Source organism: Paenarthrobacter sp. CAP02 (assembly GCF_040137855.1).
GTDB lineage: Bacteria > Actinomycetota > Actinomycetes > Actinomycetales > Micrococcaceae > Arthrobacter.
Map to the genome: position 1 here is coordinate 92,437 of NZ_JBEEII010000002.1, position 12,420 is coordinate 104,856.

The window sequence follows — 12,420 nt, forward strand, 5'->3', positions numbered from 1 at the left end:
CGCTTCGAAGGAAACTTTATGGCTGTCCGAGCTCGAGCCTGTAAACGAACAGTTTTATGTCGGTGCCGGGCACGAACCAGTCCCTGTGCGGGGCGCGGTCAAAGCCGGTCCGCGAGTAAAGGGCATTGGCGCTCTCCCACGTGGCACCCGTGGTCAGGGATACTGCGTTGATCCCGGTCATCGCCTTGGCTTTGTCCACGACAGCCTGGACCAGCGCACGGCCAGCCCCGGAGCGCTGGACTGCTGGGTCCACCACGAGGGTGCGGAGTTCCAGTTCGTCGTCCAAGCCGATGTCCGAGAAGCCGCCGCCGGCCGGAGCCGCGGTCACGGATCCGATAACCTCGCCGTCACGCTCAGCCACCAGCACGTCGGCGTGCTCTGCCCGGCCGGCCACATCCTGGAGTTTCTGCAGGTACGGGTGGTCGGCGTCGCCGTAGTACCCCGCAGTGACGTAGGAGTCCTGCGTGATGCGGGCAACGTCGTCGTAGTCTTCGGGCAGGGCGGGACGGACGGTAATCGGGGAAAGCACCTACCAATGGTAGTCGCCGTCCGGTACCGGAACCGCCAAATGGCGCTTTCCGTGATGGATCTATCAGTCATGAACAGAAGTCAGACGCCGGTTGCCCGGGTTGCGTCCGCACTTTTTGTGTTGCTTTCCGTGGCGTCGAATTGAGCCGGGTTGCGTGCCGTGAACCCCGGTTTCGCGCTGTTGCGGGCACATGTCGGAGCGCTGGCGGTGTCCGTAAGGGGCGTGTTTGAGTTGCCCCACACCACAGCTTGCCTCCCCTATCAGGTATGAACCGAGGAGAACCCCCATGACCGAACCACAGCGCCACCTCCACCTCAACGCCTTCCTCATGAGCACTGGCCACCACGAAGCATCCTGGCGCCTGCCGGAGAGCGATCCGTTGGCCGTCACCAAGGTGGAGCACTACCAGCAGCTGGCCCGGACAGCCGAACGCGGGAAGCTGGACTCCATCTTCTTCGCCGATTCCCCGGCCCTGTTTGGTGAAGTGGGCCGCCGTCCCGCCGGCAAACTGGAGCCCACGGTGTTGTTGACCGCCATCGCGGCAGCGACTCAGAAGATCGGGCTCATCGCCACCGCCTCCACCACCTACAACGATCCCTTCAATCTGGCACGCCGTTTCGCGTCAGTGGATTGGGTCAGCGGAGGCCGGGCAGGCTGGAACGTGGTCACTACTGCAGGACCCGACGCCGCCCGCAACTTCGGCGTGGACGACCAACCCGCCCACGCTGTCCGCTACGAACGGGCAGCGGAATTCATCGAGGTGGCCCGGAAACTCTGGGACAGCTGGGACGATGACGCCGTGCTCGCCGACAAAGCCGCGGGCGTGTGGGGCGACGATACAAAAATCCGGGTCATCGACCACGAGGGGAAGCATTTCAGGGTCCGCGGGCCGCTGAATGTTCCGCGCTCCCCCCAAGGCCACCCCCTGATCGTCCAGGCCGGATCCTCGGAAAACGGCAAAAACCTCGCAGCACAATACGCAGATGCAGTCTTCACCGCCCATCAAACCCTCGCCGACGCGCAGGCGTTTTACACGGACCTCAAAGCACGCACCGCTGCCGTGGGCCGTAACCCGGAGGGCATCAAGATCCTGCCGGGCATCGTCCCCGTGATTGGCTCCACGGAGAAAGAAGCGCTGAAGCTGGAGCGCGAACTCGACCAGCTGATCAAGCCTGAATACGCTCGAGAGCAACTCGCCAAGACCCTGCGGCTCTCCCCCGAAGACCTTCCGTTGGACCGTCAGCTGCCCGCGGACCTTCCCTCGGAAGACGAAATCGAGGGGGCCAAAAGCCGGTACACCTTGATCGTGGAACTGGCCCGCCGCGAAAAACTCACCGTCCGGCAACTGATCGGCCGTTTGGGTGGTGGGCGTGGACACCGCACCTTCTCCGGCACTCCGGAACAGGTAGCAGACGCCCTCCAGGATTGGTTCTTCGCCGGGGCTGCCGACGGTTTCAACATCATGCCGCCGGTTCTTCCCTCGGGATTGGAAGTCTTCGTGGACCAGGTAGTGCCGATCCTTCAGCAACGCGGTCTCTTCCGCACCGACTACACGGCCTCCACCTTGCGGGGACACTACGGTCTGGAGCGGCCCGAGAGCCAGTACGCCCACGCCGAAGCCAAGGAGCTCACCTCCATCGGCTCAGCGTTCTAGCCCCTAGCGCTTGGGCCAGCTCCACAACGGACCCTCGAGGGACCCCAGGCCCTTGATCCTGGTTTCGCCCATGTCCTTGTACAGCTCATGCTCGTGCGCCGCGCCGCTCTCGCGAAGCGCCTTGAGCAGTGCCTCAGAATGGGTCACGACGATCATCTGGCTGCTGGCACTGGCTTGGACAATCAATCCAGCCAGTGCTGGCATCAGGTCCACATGCAGGCTGGTCTCCGGTTCGTTGAGCACCATCAATTCCGGCGGCCGGGGCGTCAGGAGCGCAGCAGTCAGGAGTAGGAACCGCAACGTACCGTCTGAAAGCTCTGCGGCTTTCATGGGCCGCAGCATTCCGGGTTGGCGAAGCTCCACGCCGAACCTGCCGTCGCTGACCGCGACCTCCAGCCGGCTTCCGGGAAAGGCATGGCCGACGGCGGCATCCAACTGCCGCTCGAAGCCCACCTCCCGCAGCGTCTGGAGGGCCGCCGCCAGGTCCCTTCCGCTGTGGTGCAACACGGGGGTTCGCGTCCCGATCTGGGCTTGCCGGGCAGGAGCATCTGCGTCCGTGCGGAAATGATCGTAAAACCGCCAGGATCGAACCGAATCCCGCACACGTAATACTTCCGGGGCCCGGTCCTCGTCCGAGACTTCCGTCAGCATGCTCTGGAATGTGTCCAGCCGCCGGGAGAGCTCAGTCCAGTCCCCGCCCGGTTCCCGCAGTTTGGCGAGGCTTCCCTTGCGATCCACCAATAGCGAACCCGGCCGGGCCACTGGTCCCGAAAAGATCTGTTCCCTCTTGATCTCGGGGTCCAGGCTGAAGGCGGAGCGGCGGGGCCTGCCCGTGGCTTCGTCAAAACCGGCACCGCTGGCAACCGGCATCCCGAGGTCCACCAAGTATCCGAAGTCGTCACCGGAGTAGCCCAGTTTCAGGTTCACGGATTCCCGCCGGACCGTTCCCTGGACGGGGACGTCGCCGCGCCGCATGGCCTCACTGATGGACTCCGGTCCGGCCCACAAAGTGGACGACAAACCGCCGTCCCTGGCCAGGGAACCCACCACGTTTCCGGAATCCCCGCCTGCGCACTCGGCCAACAGCCGCAAGGCACGGTACAACGAGGACTTGCCGCTGCCGTTGGCCCCCGTCACGACATCCAGGCCGTGCAACTCCATGGCGAGGTCGCGGATGGAACGGTAGTTGGCGATGGCGAGTGTGGTGATCACGGGGCGGTGGTCACAAGGGGAATTTGCCGGACAGCTCCAACGCCCCGGCGCACATCCACGCCGCCAAGCGGTCTTCGGTGCTCGGCCCGCCGTCGAGCGGGCTCCGAAGCCGCGGCCGGCGAACCCAGCAGCCGGCCTCTTCCGCGATCAGCGCACCCGCGGAAAAATCGTGCTCGTTCAGTCCACGTTCCCCATAGGCGTCAAAGGTGCCGTCGGCCACCATGCAAAGATCCAACGCAGCCGAGCCCAGGCGCCGGACATCGGCGAAGCCGTCCATCACCTCGCCCAGTCCCTTCAGCTGGCTTGCGCGGGTGGCGGGGTCGTAGCTGAAGCCCGTTGCCAGGATCAACCCCTTCCGCCCCGGAATCGGTCCTTCGAGCCGTGTTGACTGCCCGGCAGCTTCCACCCAGGCGCCGTGTCCCCGGGCGGCCGAGTAGACGCGGCCCAGCGCCGGCGCGTGCACCACCCCAGCCAGCCACACGCCGTCGGAGTCCGCCACGGCAACGGACGTTGCGTAGTAGACGATGTTGCGGATGAAGTTGGTGGTCCCGTCCAGCGGATCAATGGACCAGCGATACCCTGAATGGTCCTCGGGCCGGGTGGTTCCGTGTTCTTCGCCGGTGAGCGCATCATGGGGGCGTTCGGCCAGGATTGCGTCGCGGACTGCGTTCTCCGCCGCGACATCGAAGGCGGTGACCCAGTCGCCCGCTTCACCTTTATTGGTGGTTTCCAGGCCCTCCCCGCCGGTTCCGCTGACGGACCGGCGGGCAAGGACAGCTGCGCCGGCAGCGGCGGCACGCTTGGCAACTGCAAGCAACTCCAATGGATCGGTCATTCGGATGCTGCCTCCGCTACGGGGTCAGCAACCGCGGCCTCCTCATTGTCCTGGTCAGCGTCCGTCGGGGCAGGCCCGTTGGCCAACAGCTCACGGAAGCCGTCCTCGTCCAGCACGGGAATGCCCAGCTGTTCAGCCTTGTCCAGCTTGGTCCCTGCGCTTTCGCCGGCCACGAGGTAGCTGGTGTTCTTGGAGACGGACCCCGAGGCCTTGCCGCCTCGGATGATGATGGCTTCTTTGGCTTCGTCCCGGCTGAAGTTCGGAAGTGTTCCCGTGACCACCACGGTCAGGCCTTCAAGTGTCCGGGGCATTGAGGAGTCGCGCTCGTCCTCCATCCGAACCCCCGCAGCAGCCCAGCTGTCCACGATCTCGTTGTGCCAGTCCACGGCAAACCATTCCTTGAGCGCCACGGCAATAGTGGGGCCAACGCCGTCCACGTGCGCCATTTGCTCTTCGGTGGCGTTCCGGATGGCGTCCATGCTGCCGAACGCCGTGGCCAGTGCACGGGAAGCCGTGGGGCCGACGTGCCGGATGGAGAGCGCCACCAGCACGCGCCACAAGGGCTGCTTCTTGGCTTTCTCCAGCTCCGCAAAGAGTTTCTCGGTGGTCGCCGTCGGCTTGGACGGGGTTTTGGCGGTTCCCTTGGTGTAGAAGTACGGGACGAGTTCGAACTCCCCAGTGCCCACGCCCTTGGAGCGCTTTTCCCGGCGGATCAGGACATTGGCAAGGTCCTCCCGCGTCAGGCTGAACAGTCCGGCCTCGCTGGTAAGGGGCGGGGTTTCCGGCTCCGCAGGCTGAGTCAGAGCAACGGCTGCTTCCCACCCCAGCGCTTCGATATCGAACGCGCCCCTGCTGGCGACGTGGAACACGCGCTCGCGCAACTGGGACGGGCAGGACTTCGCGTTGGGGCAGCGGATATCCACGTCCCCTTCCTTGGACGGCGCCAAGGGCGTGCCGCAGGAAGGACATTCGGTGGGCATCACGAACTCGCGGACCGGTGGATCCTGTTTGTCCCGCAAGGCCAGGACCGGCCCGACAATTTCAGGAATGACATCGCCGGCTTTCCGCAGGATCACGATGTCCCCGATCATGACGCCCTTGGCCTTGACAACATCCTGGTTATGCAAGGTGGCCATGCCCACGGTGGAACCGGCAACCTTTACCGGCTCCATCAGTCCGAACGGGGTGACCCGCCCTGTCCGGCCGACGTTGACCATGATGTCCAGGAGCTTGGTGTGCACTTCTTCCGGCGGGTATTTGTAGGCCGCTGCCCACCTGGGCACCCTGGAGGTGTAGCCCAGGGCGCGTTGCGTGGCGAAATCGTCGATCTTGACCACGATGCCGTCGATCTCGTGGAGGAGGTCATGGCGGTGCTCGCCGTAGTGCGCGATGAATTCGAGGACGCCTTCGTAAGTGTCCAGCACTTTCGAGTAGGGACTGACCGGCAGTCCCCATTCGGCGAGCAATTGGTACGTTTCCGATTGGCTGCTGGCATCCAGTCCCTCACGGGCGCCGATGCCGTGGACGAACATGCTCAGTGGACGCTTCGCCGTTTCGGCCGGATCCTTCTGACGCAGGGAGCCCGCTGCCGCGTTGCGGGGGTTGGCGAGGGGCGCTTTGCCTGCGGCCACCAGGCTCTGGTTGAACTCCGTGAACGCCTTGGACGGGATGAAGACCTCGCCCCTGATTTCGACCTCGGTGGGATAACCGGAGCCGCTGAGTTCCCGCGGGATTTCCTTGATAGTGAGGACATTGTGGGTGATGTCTTCCCCGGTGGTGCCATCTCCGCGGGTGGCCGCGCGCACCAGTTTGCCGTCCCGGTAGAGGAGGTTCACTGCGAGGCCATCAATTTTCAACTCTGTCAGCCAGCGGATAGGCGGCACCCTGTCACCCAGCTTTGCGACGGATGCTTCGGCCTTGCGGACCCACGCTTCGAGTTCGTCCAGCGAAAAGACGTCGTCAAGGCTATACATCCGCTGCAGGTGCTCTACTGCGGCGAAAGCCGATGAGACTTCCCCGCCGACTTCCTGCGTGGGGGAATCGTTGGAGACGAGCTCCGGGTGAAGCGCCTCCAGCTCCTCCAGGCGACGGTAGAGTTCATCGAACTCGGCGTCCGAAACCGTGGGTGAGTCTTCCTGGTAGTAGGCATACCGGTACTTACGGACGAGGTCGGCTAATTGCTCATATTCGTCCCGCAACGACCCTGAAGGCGGGGTCCCTTCCGCTTCGACGACGGCGGCCGCCGCACCTTCACCTGTGGTTTCTACCGGATTCGCAATTTCTGGTGTGCTCACAGGTCTATCTTGCCGCAAGCCACCGACAATAAAGCGCTGTTAGTGGGAGGAGAGCCGGTTCTTGCTCCAGAGGGCGAACCCCAATCCACCCAACCCCACCAGCAGCACGCCACCCAGGATGCCGAACAAGCCCATCAGGTTGGGCCCCGTAAAGGAGTTCGATGCCAGCACCGCGGCCTGCGTTGGGTGGCCCTTGTCCACGGGCGTGTTCCAGTTGGAGGACTTGGTGGGACTCGGGCTTGCAGTGCTGGGTGTCGCTGAAGGAGTCGCCGACGGCGTTGCTGACGCCGCCGTGGTTTCCGGGGCCTGGGTTGGCTCCGGGGTGCTTTGTGCCGGATTGGCCACCTGGGGTGCCACGGTGACGAACTGCGTTACGGCCGGCTGTTGTGGAACCTGCACGGGAGGGGCCGGCGCAACCGGTGCCGGTGCGGGCTGGGTTTCCCGTACACGGGTGGGTTCCGGCTTCGGTGCGGGCTTCTGGTCGAGTTCCGGCGCCAGCCCCGGCTGGGTCGGTGAAGGGTTCACTGCTCCCTCGGTGGGGGCGCAGGCCAGCTTGCCTCCGCAGGGGACGGCTTGGGCAGCGGCGGCGGGCGCAAGCAGCAAGCCAGCGGCCAGGAAAACGGCAGGGACAACGGAGTGTCGCATGAAAGTAACCTCAGCTGGGGCGTTGGGGCGCCCCGAAATTGGGGGTGTTTCGAGAAATCCTCCTACATCCTCCCGCGTGGCGGCAAATCCTGGCTGCGGTTCTCGGGCGGCATGGCGATCTGAAGCTTACGTACTTTTCCGCGCCCCACGATGTACCCGCGTCCTGGAATGAAGTCCGGGCTGACCCGCCCAAGCGAGGTGTTGAGCAAGGAATCACCCTCGACGTCTCCCGGATTGAGCAACAGCCCGCGACGCCCGGATTTGAAAGGCTGGGCGAGGGACCAGGCCTGCGACCAGGTGGACGTTTCGGACTCACCCACCACCCATTGGTCGGCCTTGATCGCTGACGTGACCAACCGGCCGACACCGGACTCGGCCAACGTATCGGTGAACTCTGTCAGTCCCTCGATGAATATGGCCATGGTGCCCGGATTATCCGATGCCTTGTCGATCAGGTCGTCAACCACATCCGAGACCTCGTCCGGTCCCACCAGGGACCTGCTCCAGATGTTCAGGTCCGCAACCGCCGAGCGCCGCGACCCGATGTAGATGAGGTCGGTCCGGGGATTGGACCTGCGCAGCGCGTACGCCAGGGTAACCAGTGCCACCGTTCGCCCGGCGCCCGGGGGGCCTGCGAGCAGGAGCGAACCCTTGGCCGCAATGGCAGCCGGGCCGAGGGTTTCGTCGTCGACGCCGATGACCGGGTTGTCCTGCGCGCCGCCGGGCAGGATGTCCAGGTCCACCAGTTCGGGGAGCCGCTGGATCTGGGGTGCCTGTTCGAGGCCTTGGCGGATCATTGCCTGGCTGAGCTTGGCCACTTCCCGCGCCTGAAGGGCAAGGTTCGAGTTGCCGCCCAGCACGGCGAGCTGGACCTCGAGTCCGTCCAGCAGTCCACGCCCGGGAGGCGAAGCTGCATTGAGGACGTCCTTGGGAACATCAAGGGTCATGTAGTCGTCCTCGGAGCTGAGGCGAAGGACCAACCGTTTCTGGATGGATGCAAGGAGCGACGCCGGGACGGAGTTGGTGCGGTCACCGCTCACTACCAGGTGGATGCCCAAGGGACGACCGTCCGTGGCGAGGGTCAGGAAGATGTCCCAGAGCGCGGACAGCTTGCTGTATTCGTACCCTTCCCGGAACGCCGACATACCGTCCACCAGGATGAAGATGCGCTTCTCGTCCGGTTTGTTGGCCAGTTCCCGGTATTCGACGATCGTTGAGGCCCGGACCTCCGCGAACCGTGCTGCCCGGTCATCAGCGACGTCCTTGAGCCAGCGAAGCAGCCTGCCGACTCTTTCGACGTCGTCGCCGTTGATGATTTCGCCGACGTGCGGGAGACCTTCGAGCATCTTCAAGCCGTTGGAACCACAGTCGATGCCATAAACGTGCACGGGCCCGCCACGGGGTGTGACGGCCGCGGCGATGGCGATGCTGCGCAACGCTGCGGACTTGCCGGATCCACCCGTGCCGTAGACGGCCATATTTCCGTCTTTGTCCGGCTCGTAGAAAACGGTCGGCTGGTCCTGGTGGGCGGGGTCGTCGGCCACTCCGAGCAGGAGGCGTTCATCGCTTCGCGGGTTCGGGAGCTTTGAGAAGTCGTAGGTGGTGGCCAGTTCGTTGAGCCACGGCTTCCTGGGCGGCTCAATCGACAGGACGTCAGCTGCACGGATGATGTTTCCGGTCATCCTGGCAATGTCGTTGGGGCCGGCAGGTTCTTCCTCTCCATGCTGGTCCAGGGGCGGTTCCCAGGCAGGTCCGGATCCGAAGGCCATCTCCACAATGTCGATGCGGGGACGCTGGGGCTTGTCCGTGGTCCAACCACCGGCATATCCGGTCTGGAAACCCTGGATGCGTCCCGGGCCGGTCTTGGCGGCACCTCGGCCTGGAATGGACGGATCAAAGTACGCTGCAGTGGGAACGCCCAGGATGTCCACTGCGTCCACTTCGTCGGCCATGCGCAACGCGACCCGGAGATTGGTGTTGGCGCGCAGGTTGTCCTTGATGACACCGGCGGGCCGTTGAGTGGCGAGGATCAGGTGCAGGCCCAGGGATCGGCCACGGGCTGCGACGTCCACAACGCCATCGACGAACTCCGGAACCTCGGTGGCGAGGGCGGCGAATTCGTCCACGATGATGATGAGGTACGGCGGCGCTTCGGGATCTGCTTCGCGTTGGAGTGCCAGCAGGTCCTTCGCCTTCTTCCTGTTAAGGAGGCGTTCGCGGTAGTGCAGCTCAGCGCGCAGGGATGTCAGTGCCCGGCGGACCAGGTGCGGCGAAAGGTCGGTGACGAGGCCTACGGTGTGCGGCAGGTGCAGGCAGTCCGCGAACGCTGCACCGCCCTTGTAGTCGACGAAGAGGAAACTGACGCGGTCCGGGCTGTAGGCGGCGGCCATGCCCATGACCCAGGACTGCAGGAACTCGGACTTGCCCGCACCGGTGGTTCCGCCCACCAGCGCGTGCGGTCCCTCGTTCTTGAGGTCCAGGTAGAACGGCTCCACGCCCTTGGACCCCACCAGGGCCCGGAGGCTGCCGTTGTCTTTGCGGTTGGGCACGGCCGTGGCATGGACGGAGTTGTTCTCCTGCCACCGCTCGGCAACGGCCTGCGGGTTGTCCATCAGCTCCTTGCCGATCAACGTGGCGTAGGAGACAGCACGCGGAAGGTCGGAGTCGTCCTCGAGCGGGTTTCCGACATCCACCAGGGGTGACATCATGCGAGCGAGTTGCGTCGCCAGCTCCGCATCGACGCTTTCGCAACTGACCGGATACGTGTGGCGTCCCAGGCGCACCTGGCCCGTGGTTGTGCCGTGATCGCCGTCGACCGACAGGAAATCGCGGCAGGCTGCCGGCAAGGACTGGACATTCGCGGCCACCCACATGATGTGGACGCCGTAGTCGGGGCCCCTCTCTACCAGGCGGGTGAGGCGTCCGCGGTCCACGGGAGCATCATCCTCGACGACCACCAGGACGGCGGGAACAACGGGGCCAGGAAGTTCTTCGTGCTCATCCTTAAGCCCGGGACGCAGCTGCGGACCGGGCTCCTTGGCCATGGACTCGCGTTCTTCCACGAGGTTCTCGAGACGGGACAACAGTGCCGCACCTGCCCCGGGACCGGCCGCCAGATGGTCGCCTGACAGGGGGCTGTGGCCCGAGCCCACGTGTGGGAGCCATTGCAGCCAGTCCCAGCGTTCCCGTGACCGGGCCGAGGTCAGCGCCGCCAAGACCACTTCCGCCGGTGAGTGCAGGCCTACCAGTTGAAGCACCACGCCGCGGGCGACGTCGTCCACCACGCTACGGTCACCGGCCACCCCGAAGGAACCCGAGGTGCGCAACTGCGAAACGATCGGTACACCCTCAATGACGCGGACCTGCTGCAGGCACTCCTGGATTTCGCGCATGTACCGGGGTTCGGTTTCGTTTGCACCCGGTTCCTCGAACTGGATCCGCGACGGCGCGGAGCCGAGCCCGAACCGCACCCCGAGGAAGTGCTCGTGTTCTGGACGCTTGGTCCACAGGAGCGGCCCGAGCTTGTAGATCGCGTCCACGGTGTCACTGACGGACGGCGCTTCCTGCAGCCTGACCGCCCGTTCGATGTTTTGCTGCCGGTCGATGTCCTCGCGGAAAGCCAGCATGGCAGCCGTGAACTGTTTGTGGCCTTCCTTGGCCTGGCGCTTGCTTTGCATCTTGTGGTCCACATAGTGCCCCACAATGAAGAGCGGCATCATGGCCATGAACAGCACTGAGAGCAGGTTCTGGGTGACGGCGAAAAGCACGCCACCCATCAGCAGCGGTGCCACCAGCATGATGTACGGGAACGGCTGGTGCTCGGGACGCTTCGGACCGGCCGGTGGCACCCGCTTGGGCGATTCGAACCTAGGGAGCACACGCGGCGAGCGGTTGAAGTCCACCAGCGGCGAGGACGGTCCACCACTGTGGTTCCGCGAGAGGGCAACCACGCCCACGGTGGTGTCACCCAGCGTCACCGTATCGGAGGAACCAAGGGTTGCCCGCGTCACGGGCAACCCGTCCATGAGCAGGCCGTTGGCCGAATTCGTGTCAACGATCTCCACGGTTTCGCCCACGGTGACCCGCGCATGGCGCTTCGAGGTGAGCGGATCCGAAAGGCGGATGTCCACGTCCCGGTCCCGGCCGATGTAGCTGGTACCGAACGGCAGCGAAAATTCGCGGCCGACGTCGGGCCCTGACAAGACGCGCAAGGTCGCCGCCGCCGGTCCCCTGTTGTTGCCGTCGGCGTGGCCGTTCGAGGCGAACTGCTCACTTACCTGCGCGAGGGAGACTTTGGATCCGGGCCGGAGCCCCGACTCCAGCAGGTTGTCCGTTGGCCGGAGGACGTGCCCGGAAAGCCCGCCACCGACGAACGCTTCGTCGACGCTGATGGACAGGTTCGACGGTGGTTCGGTCCCCTTACGCGCGGGGTCCGCCACCCAGAGCTCGGTGGCGATGTCCGCGACGGTGGCGCGGCCATCAACTGTGACGGCCAGGTCCTTGGCTTCCGCCGGATCGCGCCGCAGGGTCAGGCGGAACTTCATGCTTCGTCGGCTCCAGTCATGGTGTCAAGGAGGTGCAGGTCGGCCGCTGTCACCAGATGCGAGGTCACGGCGTGCTCAACCAGCCGGGCGCGGCGGTTGGTGGCGAGTTTCCCGGCTCCCCCACGCAGCCCGACCACGCCTACGCGGTCCAGTTTGTCGCACACATTGTCCAACTTGCGGTTGAAACGGGTCAGCGCCCACCCCAGCCGCTTTGCGGCCTCAGCGGACGACGGGATTGCGCTGAAACCGGTGCCGTCACGCCGAAGCATGGGCTCGGCCAGCGCGACAATCAGTGCCTTCTGCGAATCGGTGAAAACCACGGGCCCGATGGTGGTGTCGCCCGCCTGGTCCTCATCCCGTGCTTCATGGCGGAACGACGGAGTTTTCAAATGCACCGCGAACTCGTAAGTGGTGGGACCGGCCGTGAAAATCACGTTGGTGTGGCTGAAAACCAGCGGAATCCGAGCCCCGGGAGCCAGCCAGGCCTGCATCCCGCCGGAACCGTCGGCGATGGTGGCGGACAGCATGCTGCCCACGTTGCTGAGCCACCAGATGCCGTCGTAACGGGCAATCTGCAGGAAGCGCCGGTGCAGGTAAGGGTTGTCATCTACCTCAAGGTCGCCTTCGCGGCCGATGTCGAACACGTCCTCATCGGATGGTTCGTACCATTCCCCACAGAAATCTATTGCTAGATCCCCCATGATCTG

The 12,420-nt window shown here is 64.8% G+C and carries 8 protein-coding genes; 1 reads left to right on the forward strand and 7 read right to left on the reverse strand.

Going from position 1 to position 12,420, the window contains the following annotated elements; genetic code table 11:
* Window positions 1-16: 16 nt before the first annotated feature.
* Window positions 17-529, reverse strand: a complete 513-nt coding sequence (locus ABHM97_RS03410) for a GNAT family N-acetyltransferase (RefSeq protein ID WP_257368534.1) — start codon at window positions 527-529, stop codon at window positions 17-19.
* A 286-nt stretch (window positions 530-815) separates the two neighbouring features.
* Here ABHM97_RS03410 and ABHM97_RS03415 point away from each other — a divergent pair, with 286 nt between their 5' ends.
* A complete protein-coding gene (locus tag ABHM97_RS03415) occupies window positions 816-2,183 on the forward strand; it encodes an LLM class flavin-dependent oxidoreductase (protein ID WP_349469596.1) in 1,368 nt (455 codons plus the stop codon).
* 3 nt (window positions 2,184-2,186) lie between these two features.
* Here ABHM97_RS03415 and ABHM97_RS03420 read toward each other — a convergent pair whose 3' ends face one another.
* The 6 genes from ABHM97_RS03420 to ABHM97_RS03445 all read right to left on the reverse strand — a co-directional run bounded on the left by ABHM97_RS03420 (window position 2,187) and on the right by ABHM97_RS03445 (window position 12,414).
* Complete coding sequence (locus ABHM97_RS03420; protein ID WP_349469597.1) at window positions 2,187-3,395, reverse strand: AAA family ATPase; 1,209 nt, start codon at window positions 3,393-3,395, stop codon at window positions 2,187-2,189.
* Window positions 3,396-3,405: 10 nt separating this feature from the next.
* Window positions 3,406-4,230 (reverse strand): inositol monophosphatase family protein, encoded by an 825-nt coding sequence (locus ABHM97_RS03425; RefSeq protein ID WP_349469598.1) that lies wholly within the window; start codon window positions 4,228-4,230, stop codon window positions 3,406-3,408.
* Window positions 4,227-6,524: an NAD-dependent DNA ligase LigA gene (gene ligA / locus ABHM97_RS03430; RefSeq protein WP_349469599.1), complete on the reverse strand. Its 2,298-nt coding sequence runs from the start codon at window positions 6,522-6,524 to the stop codon at window positions 4,227-4,229. Before ligA ends, ABHM97_RS03425 begins: the two co-directional genes overlap by 4 nt.
* 39 nt (window positions 6,525-6,563) lie before the next feature.
* Window positions 6,564-7,169 (reverse strand): superantigen-like protein SSL4, encoded by a 606-nt coding sequence (locus tag ABHM97_RS03435; protein WP_235519537.1) that lies wholly within the window; start codon window positions 7,167-7,169, stop codon window positions 6,564-6,566.
* 62 nt (window positions 7,170-7,231) lie between these two features.
* On the reverse strand, window positions 7,232-11,713 hold the full coding sequence (locus tag ABHM97_RS03440; RefSeq protein ID WP_349469600.1) for a type VII secretion EssC family protein: 4,482 nt from the start codon (window positions 11,711-11,713) through the stop codon (window positions 7,232-7,234).
* Window positions 11,710-12,414: a hypothetical protein gene (locus ABHM97_RS03445; RefSeq protein WP_349469601.1), complete on the reverse strand. Its 705-nt coding sequence runs from the start codon at window positions 12,412-12,414 to the stop codon at window positions 11,710-11,712. The genes ABHM97_RS03440 and ABHM97_RS03445 overlap by 4 nt, the downstream gene beginning before the upstream one ends.
* Between the last annotated feature and the right edge of the window lie 6 nt (window positions 12,415-12,420).

What these genes read in the sequence shown, in the direction of transcription:
- ABHM97_RS03435 (WP_235519537.1), bottom strand. Translation starts at nt 7,169, where the DNA reads ATGCGACACTCCGTTGTCCCTGCCGTTTTCCTGGCCGCTGGCTTGCTG.
- ABHM97_RS03440 (WP_349469600.1), bottom strand. Translation starts at nt 11,713, where the DNA reads ATGAAGTTCCGCCTGACCCTGCGGCGCGATCCGGCGGAAGCCAAGGAC.
- ABHM97_RS03415 (WP_349469596.1), top strand. Translation starts at nt 816, where the DNA reads ATGACCGAACCACAGCGCCACCTCCACCTCAACGCCTTCCTCATGAGC.
- ABHM97_RS03425 (WP_349469598.1), bottom strand. Translation starts at nt 4,230, where the DNA reads ATGACCGATCCATTGGAGTTGCTTGCAGTTGCCAAGCGTGCCGCCGCT.
- ABHM97_RS03445 (WP_349469601.1), bottom strand. Translation starts at nt 12,414, where the DNA reads ATGGGGGATCTAGCAATAGATTTCTGTGGGGAATGGTACGAACCATCC.